21 protein-coding genes and 2 pseudogenes are annotated in these 15,638 nt (G+C 70.1%); 10 read left to right on the top strand and 13 right to left on the bottom strand.

The annotated features are described in order from the left end of the window. The first annotated feature begins 120 nt into the window (after window positions 1–120). From BBK14_RS01760 to BBK14_RS01740, 5 genes are read left to right on the top strand one after another with little or no spacing between them, the layout of a single operon-like run. Window positions 121–474 (top strand): hypothetical protein, encoded by a 354-nt coding sequence (locus BBK14_RS01760; protein ID WP_071059479.1) that lies wholly within the window; start codon window positions 121–123, stop codon window positions 472–474. Window positions 475–476: 2 nt separating this feature from the next. Next, window positions 477–740 (top strand): hypothetical protein, encoded by a 264-nt coding sequence (locus BBK14_RS01755; protein ID WP_071059478.1) that lies wholly within the window; start codon window positions 477–479, stop codon window positions 738–740. Then, complete coding sequence (locus BBK14_RS34355) at window positions 737–1,633, top strand: peptidoglycan recognition protein family protein (protein WP_241831042.1); 897 nt, start codon at window positions 737–739, stop codon at window positions 1,631–1,633. The genes BBK14_RS01755 and BBK14_RS34355 overlap by 4 nt, the downstream gene beginning before the upstream one ends. Continuing rightward, window positions 1,633–2,388: a DNA-methyltransferase gene (locus BBK14_RS01745; RefSeq protein ID WP_083390638.1), complete on the top strand. Its 756-nt coding sequence runs from the start codon at window positions 1,633–1,635 to the stop codon at window positions 2,386–2,388. The genes BBK14_RS34355 and BBK14_RS01745 overlap by 1 nt, the downstream gene beginning before the upstream one ends. A gap of 18 nt (window positions 2,389–2,406) precedes the next feature. Continuing rightward, window positions 2,407–2,679, top strand: coding sequence for a flagellar protein (locus BBK14_RS01740; protein WP_071059477.1), 273 nt, complete (start codon window positions 2,407–2,409; stop codon window positions 2,677–2,679). Between the two features lie 171 nt (window positions 2,680–2,850). On the opposite strand, the gene BBK14_RS01735 is transcribed toward BBK14_RS01740, so the two are convergent. The 9 genes from BBK14_RS01735 to BBK14_RS36465 all read right to left on the bottom strand — a co-directional run bounded on the left by BBK14_RS01735 (window position 2,851) and on the right by BBK14_RS36465 (window position 8,756). Then, entirely contained in the window at window positions 2,851–3,798 is a 948-nt protein-coding gene (locus BBK14_RS01735) for a hypothetical protein (protein ID WP_071059476.1), read from the bottom strand. Between the two features lie 189 nt (window positions 3,799–3,987). Beyond that, a complete protein-coding gene (locus tag BBK14_RS01730; protein WP_071059475.1) occupies window positions 3,988–4,410 on the bottom strand; it encodes a hypothetical protein in 423 nt (140 codons plus the stop codon). Beyond that, window positions 4,407–4,559: a hypothetical protein gene (locus BBK14_RS37975; protein ID WP_157904191.1), complete on the bottom strand. Its 153-nt coding sequence runs from the start codon at window positions 4,557–4,559 to the stop codon at window positions 4,407–4,409. The genes BBK14_RS01730 and BBK14_RS37975 overlap by 4 nt, the downstream gene beginning before the upstream one ends. 53 nt (window positions 4,560–4,612) lie before the next feature. After that, complete coding sequence (locus BBK14_RS01720; protein WP_071059473.1) at window positions 4,613–4,882, bottom strand: hypothetical protein; 270 nt, start codon at window positions 4,880–4,882, stop codon at window positions 4,613–4,615. Further along, complete coding sequence (locus tag BBK14_RS01715) at window positions 4,879–5,925, bottom strand: hypothetical protein (protein ID WP_071059472.1); 1,047 nt, start codon at window positions 5,923–5,925, stop codon at window positions 4,879–4,881. Before BBK14_RS01715 ends, BBK14_RS01720 begins: the two co-directional genes overlap by 4 nt. Before the next feature lie 309 nt (window positions 5,926–6,234). Beyond that, window positions 6,235–6,885, bottom strand: a complete 651-nt coding sequence (locus tag BBK14_RS01710) for a PIN domain-containing protein (RefSeq protein ID WP_071059471.1) — start codon at window positions 6,883–6,885, stop codon at window positions 6,235–6,237. Beyond that, window positions 6,882–7,730 carry an ImmA/IrrE family metallo-endopeptidase gene (locus tag BBK14_RS01705; protein WP_071059470.1) on the bottom strand — a complete coding sequence of 283 codons (849 nt, stop codon included), beginning with the start codon at window positions 7,728–7,730 and terminating at the stop codon, window positions 6,882–6,884. Before BBK14_RS01705 ends, BBK14_RS01710 begins: the two co-directional genes overlap by 4 nt. Beyond that, complete coding sequence (locus BBK14_RS01700; RefSeq protein ID WP_241831041.1) at window positions 7,727–8,104, bottom strand: helix-turn-helix domain-containing protein; 378 nt, start codon at window positions 8,102–8,104, stop codon at window positions 7,727–7,729. Before BBK14_RS01700 ends, BBK14_RS01705 begins: the two co-directional genes overlap by 4 nt. Window positions 8,105–8,618: 514 nt before the next feature. After that, the gene (locus BBK14_RS36465) at window positions 8,619–8,756 is read right to left on the bottom strand and encodes a hypothetical protein (RefSeq protein ID WP_198541137.1); all 138 of its coding nucleotides are present in this window, start codon (window positions 8,754–8,756) and stop codon (window positions 8,619–8,621) included. A gap of 352 nt (window positions 8,757–9,108) precedes the next feature. Between BBK14_RS36465 and BBK14_RS01695 the strand changes: the two are divergent. The 4 genes and pseudogenes from BBK14_RS01695 to BBK14_RS01680 form a co-directional block, all read left to right on the top strand. After that, a pseudogene (locus BBK14_RS01695) lies at window positions 9,109–9,417 on the top strand (transposase domain-containing protein); the annotation flags it as partial. Between the two features lie 207 nt (window positions 9,418–9,624). Then, entirely contained in the window at window positions 9,625–11,643 is a 2,019-nt protein-coding gene (locus tag BBK14_RS01690; RefSeq protein WP_241831040.1) for an MMPL family transporter, read from the top strand. 27 nt (window positions 11,644–11,670) lie between these two features. Beyond that, window positions 11,671–12,840, top strand: a complete 1,170-nt coding sequence (locus tag BBK14_RS01685) for a sensor histidine kinase (RefSeq protein ID WP_241831039.1) — start codon at window positions 11,671–11,673, stop codon at window positions 12,838–12,840. Further along, window positions 12,840–13,484: a response regulator gene (locus BBK14_RS01680; RefSeq protein ID WP_083390645.1), complete on the top strand. Its 645-nt coding sequence runs from the start codon at window positions 12,840–12,842 to the stop codon at window positions 13,482–13,484. Before BBK14_RS01685 ends, BBK14_RS01680 begins: the two co-directional genes overlap by 1 nt. A gap of 182 nt (window positions 13,485–13,666) precedes the next feature. Here BBK14_RS01680 and BBK14_RS42615 read toward each other — a convergent pair whose 3' ends face one another. The 4 genes from BBK14_RS42615 to BBK14_RS34340 all read right to left on the bottom strand — a co-directional run bounded on the left by BBK14_RS42615 (window position 13,667) and on the right by BBK14_RS34340 (window position 15,317). Then, entirely contained in the window at window positions 13,667–13,903 is a 237-nt protein-coding gene (locus BBK14_RS42615) for a type II toxin-antitoxin system death-on-curing family toxin (RefSeq protein WP_083390636.1), read from the bottom strand. Next, complete coding sequence (locus BBK14_RS01670; protein WP_071059542.1) at window positions 13,900–14,097, bottom strand: ribbon-helix-helix protein, CopG family; 198 nt, start codon at window positions 14,095–14,097, stop codon at window positions 13,900–13,902. The genes BBK14_RS42615 and BBK14_RS01670 overlap by 4 nt, the downstream gene beginning before the upstream one ends. A 350-nt stretch (window positions 14,098–14,447) precedes the next feature. Beyond that, window positions 14,448–14,816, bottom strand: coding sequence for a HEAT repeat domain-containing protein (locus tag BBK14_RS01665; protein WP_071059541.1), 369 nt, complete (start codon window positions 14,814–14,816; stop codon window positions 14,448–14,450). Window positions 14,817–15,062: 246 nt separating this feature from the next. After that, window positions 15,063–15,317: a tyrosine-type recombinase/integrase gene (locus BBK14_RS34340; RefSeq protein ID WP_275078430.1), complete on the bottom strand. Its 255-nt coding sequence runs from the start codon at window positions 15,315–15,317 to the stop codon at window positions 15,063–15,065. A 133-nt stretch (window positions 15,318–15,450) separates the two neighbouring features. Here BBK14_RS34340 and BBK14_RS01660 point away from each other — a divergent pair. Beyond that, window positions 15,451–15,638, top strand: a pseudogene (locus BBK14_RS01660) (hypothetical protein); the annotation flags it as partial.

Genomic DNA, 15,638 nt, shown 5'->3' with positions numbered 1-15,638 from the left:
CCGACCGGCAGGCCGCCGTGCCGCCCGAGCCGCCCGGGCCGCCGTCCGTGTCTGGCGACGCTGGCCCACCACCATCCCCTACCTCCTCGGGTGCGCCGGGCTGATCGTGGTGGTGGCGCTGTGGCGCTGAGGCGCGATCTGAGTCCGCGGCGCCTGGCTGTGCTGGCGGTCGCGTTGCTGCTGGTCGGCTTGGCGGCCTGGTATGTGCGGGACACCCAGCAGGCCCTCGGCGCGAACCAGCGTGCGCTCGCCGGGACCGAGCGCGCCCTCGTCRAGCTCGGCCGGGAGGTGCGTGCCGACTGCGCGTTCAAAAGGGATGTGGCGGAGATCGCGGGCGCGACGGACCGTCCGGGGCCGGTGGCGTTGACGTTGGCGTGGGACGCCTACGACGCCTATGTGATCAAGGGCTGCGCGGCCGAGCTGGGCGCTATCCCGAAGCCGTCGCGGCCCCGACCGCCGATCGATCGCGAGTAGTCATGGGCTACTGGGACGAGGTCCGCGACGGCGATCCATGCATCCAGGTGCCGCCGCACGACATCCCCGAACCCCGGCCCGACTGGGCAGAGTGGAGTGAGCGCCTCGCGGCCGCCGGCGACCCCCCGCCCCCGTGGATGCGTCCCGTCGGCCGACGCCCTGCGTGGCGGGTCGCGGCCCGCCTCCGCCTGGCCGTCGGCCTCGCCGTGGTGTTCGGCGCGCCGGCGACGCTGTGCGTCTGGTCCCTGGGAGGCCTGCTGCGATGACCTACCCCACCACCTACCCAGGCGCCCGCCAGCGCCTGGTGCCGATCAACCACTCCGAAGGCGGGATGGTCGTGCCGACCCGCGGCCTGATCCCGCACGTCCAGATGGGCACGGCGCCGCTGTTCGGCTGGTTCTCCAACCCGACCGCCGGCGTCAGCTCCCACCTGTGGCTGTCGAAGGCCGGCGAGTTCGAGCAGTACGTCGAGTTCGGCGACAAGGCCTGGGCACAGGGCGCTGGTAACAGCCAGTGGATCAGCTGCGAGTGCGCCGGCACCGACGCCGACGACTACACACCCATCCAGATCCAGCGCCTCGGCGAGCTGTTCGCGTGGGGGATGCGCGCGTTCGGCTGGCGGCCCGAGATCACCGACTCGCCATCCGGCTACGGCCTCGGCGCGCACCGGATGGGCGGCGCCGCCTGGGGCGGCCACAGCTGCCCCGGCAACATCCGCGCGAACCGCCGCGGCGACATCCTCGCCGCCGCCCTCGACCGACCGGCGACACCCCCACCCCCGGAGGACGACATGCCCCTTACCGAGGTCGAGATCGACAGGATCGCCGACCGGGCCGCCACAAAGATGCTCGCCGCCCTCTGGGGCCAGATGGACGACGTCGGCCCGAAGATCCGCCAGGGCGACGTCGGTGACGTGATCGGCCAGACCTACAACAAGGCCGGTGATCTCCAGAGCACGATCGCCAGGATCGAGGCCTACCTGTCCGGCCCGTTCAGCGCCTGGACCGCATCCCAGGAGACCGCGCTCCGGGAGATCCGGACCCTGTTCGCCGGCGGCGCCGTCGCCGATCCCGCCGTCGCCGGCGCGCTGCTCGAGCGGCTCGATCAGGCAATCGCCGCGTTCGCCGCGCCCCGCTCGTACACCGTCACCCCGACCTGATGGGGCTACCCACCCCCTACTACCAAAACGATCAGATCACCCTGTACCACGGCAACAGCGTGGAACTCCTCGTCGAGGGCGCCGACGAGCTGCGGGCCGAGGCGATCGTCACCGACCCTCCCTACGGCGAGACCAGCCTCGCGTGGGATGTGTGGCCTGCCGGCTGGCCCGGGCTGGCCGCGGGCGCCGCGGCATCGATGTGGTGCTTCGGCTCGATGCGGATGTTCCTGAGCCGCTTCGACGACTTCCACGGTTGGAAGCTGTCGCAGGACATCGTCTGGCAGAAGGCCAGCGGGTCCGGGCCTGCCGCTGACCGGTTCCGTCGGGTGCATGAGTACGCGCTGCACTGGTATCGCGGAAAGTGGGGGGCGATCTACAAGGACCCGCAGCGGGAGCCGAATCCCGTCTCCGGGCACAAGGCCGGCACGGCCACTCACCGGCGCTCTGGGGGCGCCCCGCACCTCGGCGGCCTGGGGCCGTCCACCTACCTCTATGACGGCACCCGCCTGGTCCACAGCGTGATCCCCGCAAAGAACCTGCGCGGACGGGCGCTACACCCGACGGAGAAGCCGCGGGAGATCCTCGCCCCGCTGATCCGCTACTCCTGCCCTCCTGGTCGCGTTGTCCTCGACCCATTCGCCGGCTCCGGCAGCACCCTCCTGGTCGCCGCCGAACTCGGCCGACGCGCGATCGGCATCGAACGCGACGAGCGCTACGCAGAGATCGCCGCACGTCGCCTATCCACCTTGTCCTGATAGCCCTGGAGGAACCCCGTGCGTAACGTCCTCACCCGCCTCGCCGCGGCCGCCCGTGACCTCGGCGAGCGCGCCGCCCGCGCGGCCGTCACCTCGTTCGGCTCGAGCCTGGCCGCCATCACCGCGGCAGCCGTTACCGGCGACATCTCCACCGCCCGACTCCTGCTCTCCGCCGCGGCCGGCGCGGCCGTCGGCGCCGCCGGTGAGGTCATCCTCGGCACCATCGGCGCGAACCGCGGCATCACCGGATCGGCGTCGCTGGACCCGACCAACCAGGGACCGGTCCGGTAGCTCAAGCACCCACCAAGCCGACAGCACACGGCCCGGCCGCCCCACATCGGGGCGGCCGGGCCGGTTTCGTCGTGTCCGGGGTCAGCCTCGGAATGACGATCGCCCGCCCCAGGACTGGGGCGGGCGATACGGTCGGGCGCGGGCCCGCCCACTACGACTGGGCGGGACCGCCTACACCCGGGCGGCCGGCCAGTCCGCTCCGGCCTGACGGGCGATCGCCGCGATGCCACCCGACAGCCATGCCGAGTCGGCGCGCTCACCGGCGCGGGCCGTAGCGAGCTGGGTGTAGGCGTAGGCCTCATCCCACGCCCGGCCCGCGGCGGCGGAGTGTGCCTGCTGTAGGTGGACGTAGGCGAGCGCGCCCGGCTGGTCGCCGAGTGCTCCGGCGGCGTCGTGCAGCCACAAACCAGCCTGGTCCAGGACCCCGGCGCGGACGAGGGCGGCCCCGCCGAACGCGTGCTGGTGCCCGATCGACCAGACCCCGAACCCGGGCTCGGCGTCGAGCTCGCCGGCGACGTCTTCGGCGTCGACGAGGTGCTGCGCGACGACGTTCGGGTCCTCGTTCCGTTCGGCCAGGGCCTGGGCGAGCAGCGTGGAGGCGATGACCGCCGTGGGTCCGCGGCCGGCCTTCCGGCGGGCGGCCGCCATCCGCTGCACCGGGACCTCCCCGGTTACTGGGGTGCCGGTGCGACGGGCGACGTCGCGGGCGGAGTGGGCGAGCATCTCGGCGTCGAGGACGGCGGCGAGCGCGGCGGTCTGCCGGTCGCCGACCCGTTCGGCGACGCGGCCGGCGCGCAGGACGGTACGTGCGGCCTGGTCGACCTGCCCGCCGTCGATCAGGGCCTGGGTCTGCATGATGAGCGCGACGCCATGGAGTTGCTGCCAGGTGCTGTCGGCGCGGGGCCCGGCGAGGTCGAGCACGTGCTCGATCGGGTCGATGCGCGCGAGGGCCTGATCGGCGGAGAGGCGCTCCCAGTCTCGGCCGATGTCGGTGAGGTGCTGGCCGAGGGTGTCGCGATGGTCGGCGCCGTAGTCGGTCACGAGGACACCGCCTGTGGCGATGCCGAGCGCGCCGAGGACGCCGAATGCGAGGATGCCTCGCCGGTCTGCGTGCTGCATGTGTGCCTCCCGGGGGCGCACCCCCCTGGTCGGACGACAGTTTTATGCCGAGGGTGCGCGCGGCCGCGCCCTGTGTCCATGACCCCTCCTGGGGATTGGCAGTGATGTGTGTCGCGCACGGTATCGGCGCGATTCACTTTCCGTGAGCAAAATTGGCGCATGACCCCTGCTCTGGGGTCGCGGCGAGGGTCAGGCGGGGGTCGCCAGGTCGACGAGCCGCTGCAGCCCGGCGAGGTCCTCCGGCGCTCCCTCGACCCGTCCGCGGCCTACCGCCCGGCGGAGCCCCTCGAGGTCGACATGGACCTGCAGGTCGCACATGCCCTCGTGATCGGTCGCTAGGAACCAACGGCGGAGCCGGCCGGTAGCGGCCTCCCGCAGCCACACACCGCGGCACTCTGTCGCCAGCGCGGCGACGAACCGCGCTCGGTCGGGCTGCCCGTCCGCCCACTCCCGCAGCGCGGCGTGCAGAGCCGCGACCGCGGCCGCATCCCGGGCGGCCCGCCGCGCGGCCCGCAGTACCCGCCGCCGCTCGAGGAGCCGGCCCAGGATCCCGGCCTGTTCCGGTGAGGGTTCCGGCGCGCCGAGGATCCGGTTGCCCATCGCGTCGATCACACCGACACCTCCCCGGCGGCCGCCTGCTCGGCGAGGGGGGCGCCGTTCGCGCGGCACTTCGCGCATCCGGGTGGGCAGCTGACGCTCAGCTTGCGGGCGGCGCGGCGCTGCTCGCGAGTGCCGTGCGGGTCGGCAGCGATATCGCGCACACGCTGACCGGCGTAGTGGCCGCCAGCGCCACGCTCGTGCCCGCTGGCGCGGCTCATGCGGAGCCGCGCAGTTCGGCGAGGCGGGCACGTGCCACACGGGCGCCGGCGGCCATCTCGCGTACCAGGCGGGCGATCAGCTCGATGGCGTCACCGTCGAGCTCGTCGGCGAGCATCTCGGCCCGGACGGAGATGTACGTGCCGGCCGCGTGCTGGACGGCAGCGGGGGTGTCGTGCCGGGCGCAGATCCGCTGCGCCTGCGCCAGGTCGTTGTCGCTCGGCTGCAGCGTCGCCAGCGGGAGAGTGAGGGCCTGCTCGGGGCTCATGCCGAGGCCTCGACGTTCCGCGCCCGCATCGCGTCGAGTTCGGCCCGGCCGGCCGCCAGCGTCTCCGCGGCCTTCGTGTCGCCGGGCTTCGCCGCGGCGGCCAACGTGATCACCTTGCGCTCCGCGTGCACCCGCGTAGCCACCGGCCCCGGCTCCCGCAGGCCGTACATCGTCCGGGACGAGACGCCGAGGACCGTCGAGATCAGCCAGCTCGTGTGGTCGTTGCCCGTCGCGTCCACGGTGTGCGCGGATACCGGGGTGTCCCCACCGCCGTCGTAGTCCCTGGGCTGCCGCCGGGCGAGGACCCAGGCGTCGAGCCGGCGGGCGGTCTGCCGGGGGTGCAGCGCCGCGTGCGGCAGCTGCGCGTGTATCCGGCCGCCGTACAAGTGGTAGGGCCGGTCGATCCCCCGGTGCCACTCGGCGAGCGCCTGGGCGTACCGGGCCTCGGTCGGCCGCCGCGCGCACTCGTCGTAGCCCTCCTGCCCGCCGATGACGGTGTCGATCTCGCTCCACGGCGTCGCTCGAGTTTGGGCCGCGATGACCACCGCGGTGAGCAGAGCCTGCGCCTGGTGGACGATGGTCCACGCCGATTCGACGAGGACGTCCCCGCGCCGCGACTGGGTCGGCACCAGCTGGTGCGCCGCGTCGGACAGTTCGGCAGCCAGGTCCGACACGACCAGCCGCGCGAGCTCCCCCTCCGTCGCTCCGAAATGCCCCTCGTCGGTCAGGGCCTGCCACGTCGTCGCCGGCAGGTCCTCCGACTCCACCAGCGGCGGTGCCAGCACACCGGCCTCCAGCAGCTCGGCCGCCAACGCGTCCCGCGCGGCCTGCGTCGCGGCGATCGCCGCGTCGAGCGCGTCGAGCGCGTCCAGACCGGCGTCGGAACGCTCCTCGGCGGGAAGGTCGGACCAGGGGGCACGGCCGTGCCAGCGGTCGATCAGGTAGCCCGGCTTGTGGCCGACGGCATCCTTCGCGGCGAGCCATGCCCGCTGTGTGCGGTCGGATAGCTCCCGCGCGCGGCGGGTAGGTGCAAGGGTGGGCATGGCCCCTCCGAGGGGTCTGGCGCCGTCTGAGGCGCTCGGAGGGCCACCGCTAGCGAGACAGTAATTCGACGTGTTTCGTTACGCGGTGACCTGCGGATATGCAGGTCAGCTCTGCGCAGTGGCCACAATCACTTCTAAGCACTGGGTCGCAGGTTCGATCCCTGCCGGGCGCACCCAACACCATGATCGGGTCTGTGAGCTGCGGAAACAGGTTCGCACAGGGATAGGAGAGGCCGAGAGCGGCTACGCCACCCGCTGATCTTTCGGTGCCTGCGGCCGCGCGCAGGAGTGCTGGACCATCACAGTCGTTCAGGTACCAGGCTCGCCGGCTTCCGGTTCGGTGGGATGCTCCCAGATACCCGGGCCGAGCAGTCTGGTGTTCTCGATCGGCGGTAGGCCGTCGTCACCGGCGCGGAGTCGAGCGTAGAGGGAGCGCATCGCGGCGCGGTCGGGAAGATGCTCTCTGCCTGCCGCGCGTTCCAGAACGGTCAGCGTGCTCACCAGTCTCAGTCCGCCTACAGGCCTCCCCTGCGTCCGTAGTCGTTCCAGCCGCCTTCGTTCGGTGGTGGCGATCGCGGCGCCCGCCCCGTCGTCGATGAGCACGGTGACCATCGCCCCGGTTTCGGCCGCGACGACGGCGTGAGCGACGACCATGGTCTCGCCAAGATCCCTGCTCTCCTTCATGCGCTCGTGCATGGGAAGCCGGCTGATCCGGGAGACGACAACCGCGAGCTCCGGGGTGACGTCGTCGGGGAGTATCTCAATCCAGGTCGGCGTCAGCTTGTTCCAGACCGCCTCGGCTGCGCGGAACCGAGGGTCGGAGCGGGCCTTGCGGACCACTTCGGCAGCGACGGTCTCCGGAGTGCTGAGCGGGCCGAGAACGCTGATGAGGAGCCGTTCCTTGTTGACGGCGAGGAAGCTGAGAGCGGGCCCGGCGTCGATGACCGGCCGTACGGTCACCGTGTGGGGGCCGGGGAAGACTCGCCAGCCGCATCGTCGAGACCGCTCAGATCGATGTCGACGTCCGGCAGGTCGGCGCTGTCAGCCCACGCTCTGGGCGGCTCTCCTGCTTCGATGCCTGCCTCGCGTAGCTCCGTCTCCACAGTCGCGACGTCGACGCCGCGGAGCGTGGCCAGAGCCTGCGCGGAGACAACGTGTTCCAGATAGCCGTTGATCGCACGGGCGAGGAGCCGCTGCGGAGCCCGCCGCTGATCGGACTCGGCCTGCAGGGCACGGTACTGGTCGATCCAGCCGAACCGGGCCGCCAGCCACGGCGTGGCGACAGCTCGCCACTCCACTTTCACGGCTTCCGTGATGTATCCAGCCTGCTCCAGGGCGATCGCGGCGATCGGCGGGGATACTAGGAACCGTTGCGTCACCTGCGAAAGCAGCGCGAGGTCCATACCCTCAGGACCGCGGTCGCCAAGGAACCCGCGCAGCCCCTCCGCCGGTATGAGCAGGTGCCGGGCGAAGGCATCCGCCCGTACCTCCGCCGGTCGACGCTCGCTCCACGTTTCTTCCGGCGCCTCCGACCAGTCCTCGAACAGGACATGCGCCAGTTCGTGGGCGAGGGAGCTGCGCTGTCGCATGGGCCGGTCGGTCCGCGCCACGCCGATGAACACCGAGTTCCGGACTGGATCGCGCACTGTGAGCCCGTGCTCGTCCGGGCCTGCGTCGAGCACGGCCACGTCGATCCCGGTGGTCTGCTCGACGAGTGACACAAGATCGCCCAGGGCCTGTGCCCCCAGGCGATGGTCGCGGCGGAACTGCGCTGCCGCGTCCCTCCCGTCCGACTCGGCGCTCATGCCACCACCGGAAGCGGCGGGATGCCCTGGTCATCCAGATAGGCGTCCAGATCCAGGTAGTGCAACAGCTCCCGGCGCATCGCGGCCATCTCCGCATCGTTCGTGGCGCGGGCCGCGTACTGGGCACGGTCGGCCACCGATCCGACACCAGTAAGCTCCGCCACGGAGTGACCGGTTGCGCCCGCGATCGCGATGATCTCCGTCATCTTGGCTACCCGATCACCAGCGACGATCCGGGACAGCGTCGGCTGCGAGATACCCGTGACCTGAGCCAAGGCCCGTTGGGTCAGCTGGGCAGCACTCATGGCGTGCCTGATCCGTTCACCCACACCGATCGAGTCCATACCACCACCCTCTTGAATCAGATCAAGCATACCCGATTCACGTCTGGTTCCAGCCCGTTCAACCGCACGCCTTGCAGGTCACCGAATCCGCTTCGGCTTCACCGCCTCGGCGGGCATCGAAGATGCATCGCCGGGGCTGGACCTTCAACGGCCCTGATCACGCGACCAAACGCACCACCGCGGACCGCGGACGCCGAACCTTCGGGCCAGCCGCGAGATCGCCGGCCGGGCTCAGGCGTGGCACGGACGACCACACGGCGGGACCCGCACGGCGAGTCACTCCACCGCCCCGGCACCCTGGCACGCCCACCCTGGGCCACGTGCAGGCTGAACCGCTCCGGCGTCCGCACACACGCCCCCGACCTACCTGGTTCTTGTGGCATTCGTGTTGCCGCTGTAGCCGGCCCGGCGGATCTTCGCGTGGGCGGGTTCGATGGACACGGTCGGGCCGTTGACCTGCAGGTTCAGGTTCGCATTAGTGCTGGTTGGGTGCACCATGTGATGTCTCGGGACATCGGCATAGCCCTGAACCTACGATCTTGGTTCAGGGCTTCGTGCTTTTCGGGGCTGGTCCGTGGGGTCGGCCGGTGGGCTGGTAGTCGCGGGTGGGGTCGATGGTGAGCTCGCGCAGCAGCTCGCCGGTGGCGGCGTCCACGACGCGGACGTGCAGGTCGTGCCGCATAACCGTTCAAAGCCCTACCTGTGAACGAAACCGGGGCAGCTTCATCTGGGGCAACGCTTGGGACCGCTTGATCCTCTACCTGCAGCGTCGATCCCCGCGTCCCCGGACGGCTGGTCGTCCTCTCTGGCCGACCTGGCCTTCCTACGGGCGGTCGACGATCTGACACGGTTCGTAGAGCAGGTGGGGTCGGCGTTCTTCGTGAGCGACGCCTCAGGTTTGCGGATCGCGTCGACCAGGCTGGCCGATGGTGTGGCGGCCACGACTCACGACCTCTGGTGCGCGTTGACGCGGGTGGTGCCGCGGGAGCTGGTCGACGACGTCCTGGCGCGGACGGGTCAGCGCCAAGACGCGGAGCCGGTTGTTGCCGGCGCGGCTGGTCGTGTACTTCACGCTAGCGATGTGCCTGTTCTTCGACGACGACTACGAAGAAGTGCTGCGCCGGCTGGTGTCGTCGACGCTGTGGCGGGGGAACCGGGACGCGGGGTGGCAGGTCGCGACGTCGGGGGCGGCCTCGCAGGCGCGGCGACCGCTGGGTCCCGAGCCATTGGCGGAGCTGTTCCGGTCGGTGGCGCGTCCGCTGGCTGTGGCGGCGACGCGGGGGGCGTGGCTGGAGGGACGGCGACTGACGGCGGTGGACGGGTTCTCACCATCAGCAGGGTGAAGTACGCGCCGACCTGCCACAGCAGGTCGGCGCCGGTCGCCAGCTCCAGCCGCCCGCCATACTCCGCGCGGAGTACGGCGAAGTGTCTGCCGTGGCCGGACGCGTCAGCCCCGCCGGCTTGGCAGCATGATCGCCATGACTTCTGAAGTACGGGCGCCCGACCACTCCGGTGCCGATACCAGACCGAAGAGATCACGGACCAAGACCGTGCTGCCGTGGCTCATGCTGGCTGTGTGGATCGGGCTGGTGGTGGGCGGCTACTCACTCGCCGGCAAGCTCGACTCGGTGACCCGCGATGGCCAGGCCGACTACCTGCCGGCCAGCGCCCAGTCGACCAAGGTGCTCCAGGCCGAGGCCGAGCTGCCCGGCGGTGAAAACGGCCTGCTCGTGGTCGTGTACGAACGACCCGACGGCCTCCAGCCGGGCGATCGGGAGGCGGTCGTACGCGGCCAGACCGAGCTGGCGGAGCTATTCGGCAACGACACCGACGCACCGCCCCAGATCGTCGACTCCGAGGACGGCACGGCCCTGATGTACACGCTGCCGCTCGACCGCGAGGCGATCGACGAGAAGGCTGGCGCGACCGCGGAGGCGCGCGACCTTCTCGCCGACCGGCCGGACGGTCTGAACGCATATGTCACCGGTCCGACCGCGCTAGGGGCCGACATGGACGAGATCTTCGATGCCGTCGACTCGACTTTGTTGCTCGCTACTGCCGTAGTGGTGGCGGTCCTGCTGATCCTGACGTATCGCAGTCCGCTGCTGTGGCTGGTCCCGCTCACGGCGGTCGGGGTCGCGGCGATCATGGCGATGGGTGTCGTTTACGCACTCACCCAGATCTTCGACTTCACCGTGACGAGCATGAGCTCGGCGCTGCTGATCGTCCTGGTCTTCGGCGCGGGCACCGACTACGCCTTGCTTCTCGTGTCTCGCTACCGCGAGGAGCTGCATCACTACGAGCGGCCGATCGACGCGATGCTGGCGGCGCTGCGTGGGGCCGGCCCGGCAGTCCTCGCTTCGGCGGCGACGGTGGTAGCCGGCCTGTTGTGCCTGTTGGCCGCGGATCTCAACAGCACCAGCGGTCTCGGCCCGGTGGGTGCGGCGGGCATCGGGTCCGCGCTGCTGGTCATGCTGACGCTCTTCCCGGCCCTGCTGGTGGTGCTCGGGCGCCGGGTCTTTTGGCCGTTCGTGCCGCGACTCGGGGGTGAGGCACACACATCTCGATCTGGGTGGGCTCGGCTCGGCGAGCTGGTCGCGCGCCGCCGCGTCGTCAGCTGGGCGGTGCCGCTGGTGGTCCTGGGCGGTCTCGCGCTGGGCACAGTGGGTGCCAGCGGCTCGCTTCCGCAGCTGGACCAGTTCGCCCGTTCGACACCGGACTCGGTGACCGGGGCGAAGCTGATCGAGGCCCGGTACCCCGACCAGAGCGGTCAGCCGCTCACCGTGGTGAGTCGGCCGGACCAGAGCCGCGAGGTCCTGGCCGCCGTCGAAAGTACGCCGGGGGTTGCCAAAGCCGAGATCGGCCGGGCCAGCGACGACTGGGTGGAGATCTCCGTGATCCCGGTCGACTCGCCAGAAAGCGCGGGTGAGACGGCAACGATCAAGCGGCTGCGGGAGCACGTGCACCAGGTCGCCGGTGAGGCCGTGCTGGTCGGCGGGCCGAGTGCCGAAAGGCTTGACGAGGCCGAGACCAACAAAGGCGACCGCAATCTGGTGATGCCGCTGATCCTGCTGGTGGTGCTCGCCATCCTCGGGCTGCTGCTGCGGGCGATCGTGGCTCCGCTGGTATTGGTCGCCACCGTCGTGGTGTCGTTCTTCGGCGCCCTCGGACTGTGCAACCTGCTGTTCGACCAGGCGTTCGGTTTCGCCGGGTTGGAGCCGTCGGTGCCCCTGATCGGTTTCCTTTTCCTGGTCGCACTCGGTATCGACTACAACATCTTCTTGATGACCCGGGTACGTGAGGAAGCCGCCCGGCACGGCACTGTCGATGGCACGAAGCGTGGCCTCGCGGTGACCGGCGGCGTTATCACCTCGGCCGGCGTCGTGCTGGCGGCGACGTTCGCGGTGCTCGCCACGCTGCCGCTCGTCATGCTTGTCGAGATTGGGATACTGGTCGCCGTCGGCGTGCTCATCGACACCTTGCTGGTGCGGTCCATCGTGGTTCCTGCACTGACAATGTCGCTGGGTTCGCGGATCTGGTGGCCCAGCAAGCTCTGGCGCGCGACATAGGACTGTGTCGATGACCCTGTGTGAACGATGATGGCGCTCCGTCCGCCAGTGGCCGATCGGCTGCTGGCGGCGGCCTCGTTCGTGCTCGGCGTCGTCGTCGCGATCACGCTCGAGGCGGTCGATTTCGACGGCGAGCGAAGCGTAGATCTGTGGGCGATCGCGCTCCTGGGCGCGATGTCGGCGGCGTTACTGGCCCGCCGGCGCTGGCCGATCCTCGTCGTCCTCGCGGTCCTCGCAGTGTCGACGCCGTACCACGTCCTCGACTATCCCCATGAGGCCACGATGCCGGCCTCGCTTGTGGCGGCGTTCACGGCGGCGCGCTGCAGCGAGCCACCGCGGCGGGCCCTCGCCGCCTTGGTGGCGGTGGCCGCGGTGACCGTGCCGGTCCTCGCCGACGAGGCGTCGGGGGCACCTGACGATGCTCTCCTCGGCGTCGGCTGGCTGTTCATGGCCTTCTTTGCCGGGCTGGCGGTCCGCTTCCATCAAAACTGGAAGGCCGCCGTCACCGCGCGGCTTGAGCAGGAGCGTGCCGACGAGGTCGAGCGGCGGGTCGCCGAGGAGCGGGTCCTGATCGCTGCCGAGCTGCACGACGTCCTAGCGCACGGCCTCGCGGTCGCGAACGTCCAGGCTTCTGTCGCTGCGCACCTGATCGACCAGCTGCCGAGGCGCGGGGATGCGTCGCTGCAGGAGCTGTCCAGAACGCTGCATAACCTGTCGGACACGAGCCGGGCCACACTCCATGAGCTGCGTGCCGTTCTGGACGTGCTGCATGGTGGCGAGGCCGAGCCAACCGAGCCAGCGCCCCACCTCGGCGAGCTGCAGCGTCTGGTGGAGATGGCCGAGGCGGCTGATATCCGAGTCGACGTGGAGGCTGACGGGCTCCCGGACGAGTTACCGTCGACGGTGTCCGTCGTGGCCTATCGGATCATCCAGGAGTCGCTCACCAATGTCATTCGACACTCGACGGCCAAGCACGCGACCGTCCGGCTCGACCAGAACGGCCACCGGCTGCGGATCGCGGTCGTCGATCACGGGCCCGCGCGACCGAGCTCAACCGTGACACCCGGCTTCGGGATCGCCGGGATGACAGGGCGAGCACAGGCCGTCGGTGGCGAATTGTCCGCCGGCCCGGGCGAGTCCGGAGGATTCGAGGTATGGGCCAGYCTGCCGCTGCCGGAGATCTGGCGGGTGCCGTAGTGATCCGGGTCCTGCTCGCCGACGACCAGACACTGGTGCGCGGCGCGTTCGCGCTGCTGGTTAACTCCGCTGACGACATGGAGGTCGTCGGGGAGGCCGGCACCGGCGACGAGGCGCTGAAGCTGACCCGGGACCTGCGCCCCGACGTCGTCTTGATGGACATCAGGATGCCGAGCACCGACGGCATCGAGGCTACTCGGCAGATCGTCGCTGACGATGGAGCGAGCGGCAGCAGGGTGCTGATCCTGACCACGTTTGAGACAGACACCAACGTAATGCGCGGCCTTCGCGCGGGGGCGTGCGGATTCCTGCCCAAGGACACCCGTCCGGACGCGCTGCTGGACGCCATCCGCACCATCGCGGCGGGGGAGGCGCTGCTGTCGCCCGGCGCGACCAGGGCGGTCATCAACCGTGCGCTTAGTCACCCGGACGCGCCTGCGCCCGAGCGGCTGGCCAGCCTGACGGCGCGCGAACGCGAGGTGCTTCGGCTCATCGCCGCGGGCCGGAGCAACCAAGAGATCGCGGACGAGCTGGTCGTCAGCCCGCTGACCGCCAAGACTCACGTGGGCCGCATCCTCGCGAAGATGGGCGCTCGCGACCGGGTCCATCTCGTGATCGCCGCATACGAAGCCGGGCTTCCCTAGCATCGACTATTCACGCGGATTTTTGACGTGCCCGGTCTTCACCGACGGGCCCAGGTCGCCCTTTCAAGGATCTTGGTGATGACCTCGACGGAGTCGCAGATACCGCACGCAATGCTCATGACGAGGTCGTAGGCTATCGCCGGTCAGTGTCAGATGGCGGCCGTTGAGGCCGTAGAAGGCGATCAGGCGCCCGCGAGGGCGAGCCGCTTGTTCCCGTTGACGAGGGCGTGGTTGCGGGCAAGCGAATGCAGGAGCGCGGCGGCCTTGCCATCGAGAGTGGGGTAGGCATCACGCCCGAACACCGTCGCCCGCGGCCGGGCGAGAACGGATTCGARCAGGCCGTGGTCCCGGACCACAGGTTCGAAGCCGATGGCCCGCTCGGCGATGTGCAGAAGTTCACGAAGCCTCAGATAGATCATTCGCCGAGCCGTCGGAGTGCCTCGGCGTACCGAGGAAGTTCCTCGTCCAACACCTGATCCAGCAGCTCTGACCGACTGTGTGCCTCGATGTACTCCCGGATCGCCTCCCGGGCGATCTCTTGCATCGACCGCTGTTCAAGCTCCGAACGCAGACGCAGAGCTTCCGCCTCGTCGTCCGTCAAGCGCAGTGTCATCGCCACACCCGTACGGTGTCACCATTGATACCAAATGGTGTCCGTGTCGCGGTCACCCCGACCGGCTCCTATCCGATCTTCCTGGCGTTGACGTTGCCTCCATAGCCGGCCCGACGGATCTTCGCGTGGGCGGGTTCGACAGACACGGCCAGGCCGTTGACCTGCAGGTTTAGGTTCGCATTAATGCTGGTTGGGTGCACAAACCCCTGTGCCGCAGCGCTTCTCGCCTCGGCGGACCGTCGCGATGAGCACCACGACAGCGCAGACAGCTGGTAATTGTCCGCATCCGGCGGCGTCCGCACCTCTCCGCCTGCACCTGGCAGCACCGAGCCCGGAACACGACAGTCGATCTAGGAATGCGCGTCACCGCCGATGTGGCGGACCTGGTCGATCTGCCCGTTGGTCCGGGCCTGGTAGATGGCTCGGCGACCGTCGGGGCTATCAAGGCGGCGGAGTCCGGTCGCGGCCCAGGCGCGAAGCGAGTCGTCCTGGCTGGCCAGTTGCTCGATGAGCAGCGGCAGCGCTCGCAGGGAGCGGGCGTGGCCGATCAGCTCAAGGAGCCAGCAACGTAGGCCGTGATCGCTCTCACGTTGGAACTCGACGATCAACTGATCAAGGTGTTGGCTGGCGCGGGCCTGTAGCCAGGCGAAGCCGTCCTCCTGGCTCTGCGGATCCCGCCTTCGCATGAGGTGCATCGCGCGTTCGAAGTCTGTGCCCATCTCGTGGTCAGTATCCGTCGGCATAGCCCGAGACCGATGGCCTGAGCCCAGGTCGGCCGTCAAGCATCAGCTGGGACCGGAACGTCAAGCATCACCCGGGATCGGACACCCCGCCCACGGCTGTCGCCGATGACCTGAGACACCTGTCGCCTATGTCTTGAGCCAGGACACTGCCGGGCGCGCCCCCTGACCAGACCAGGACAGCCGCCGGGGTTCCGGCGGCTGTCCTGGTCTCGTTGTACCTCCCTACCGCGCCGGGACCAGCGCTCCGGCCGCCCCGTCTCCTGAGCACCTCGGCGGCACGTGCTGGTAGCGGGTGGTCATGCTCGCCTGCGACCAACACATCACGTCCATGACGGCGCGGGTGGGCACCATCAAGCACGAGGAGCAGGTCGCGGCAGAGTGGCGTGCGTCGTGGAGCCGCGCGGGGCGGACCTCAGCGTCGGTGAGCAGGTCGCGCCAATCCTGGTAGTCGGCCCGCGGGTCGAGCGGGCGTCCCAGACCTCGCGGCCCTATCTGTCAGGATGAGTTGAGACGGGGGTTATCCATCAACTAGTGACCCAGGGCGGGTTGGGAGCGGGAGATCGTGACTGCGGCGGTGACAGCCGGGCGTGGCCTGGCGGATGATGTTCGGGTGGACGGGCRTGAGAACGGTGGCCGGCGGCCGGACCCGGAGGTCGAGYCGAAGGCGCGGCGGCGGTCGTTCACGGCGGCGTACAAGCTGCGGATCCTGACCGAGTACGAGGCGGCGACGTCGCCGGGTGCGAAAGGCGCGATCCTGCGCCGGGAGAACCTGTACTCGGCGCATATCGTGGAGTGGCG

Source organism: Parafrankia soli (assembly GCF_001854695.1).
Classification (GTDB): Bacteria; Actinomycetota; Actinomycetes; order Frankiales; family Frankiaceae; genus Parafrankia; species Parafrankia soli.
This window is presented reverse-complemented; position numbering and strand designations above follow the sequence as displayed.

Excerpts from the sequence above, each read along its gene's own strand:
- BBK14_RS01755 (WP_071059478.1), top strand. The coding sequence starts at position 477 with ATGGGCTACTGGGACGAGGTCCGCGACGGCGATCCATGCATCCAGGTG.
- BBK14_RS34355 (WP_241831042.1), top strand. The coding sequence starts at position 737 with ATGACCTACCCCACCACCTACCCAGGCGCCCGCCAGCGCCTGGTGCCG.
- BBK14_RS01745 (WP_083390638.1), top strand. The coding sequence starts at position 1,633 with ATGGGGCTACCCACCCCCTACTACCAAAACGATCAGATCACCCTGTAC.
- BBK14_RS01735 (WP_071059476.1), bottom strand. The coding sequence starts at position 3,798 with ATGCAGCACGCAGACCGGCGAGGCATCCTCGCATTCGGCGTCCTCGGC.
- BBK14_RS01720 (WP_071059473.1), bottom strand. The coding sequence starts at position 4,882 with ATGAGCCCCGAGCAGGCCCTCACTCTCCCGCTGGCGACGCTGCAGCCG.
- BBK14_RS01715 (WP_071059472.1), bottom strand. The coding sequence starts at position 5,925 with ATGCCCACCCTTGCACCTACCCGCCGCGCGCGGGAGCTATCCGACCGC.
- BBK14_RS01705 (WP_071059470.1), bottom strand. The coding sequence starts at position 7,730 with ATGAGCGCCGAGTCGGACGGGAGGGACGCGGCAGCGCAGTTCCGCCGC.
- BBK14_RS01700 (WP_241831041.1), bottom strand. The coding sequence starts at position 8,104 with ATGCTTGATCTGATTCAAGAGGGTGGTGGTATGGACTCGATCGGTGTG.
- BBK14_RS36465 (WP_198541137.1), bottom strand. The coding sequence starts at position 8,756 with ATGCGGCACGACCTGCACGTCCGCGTCGTGGACGCCGCCACCGGCGAG.
- BBK14_RS01670 (WP_071059542.1), bottom strand. The coding sequence starts at position 14,097 with ATGACACTGCGCTTGACGGACGACGAGGCGGAAGCTCTGCGTCTGCGT.
- BBK14_RS01665 (WP_071059541.1), bottom strand. The coding sequence starts at position 14,816 with ATGGGCACAGACTTCGAACGCGCGATGCACCTCATGCGAAGGCGGGAT.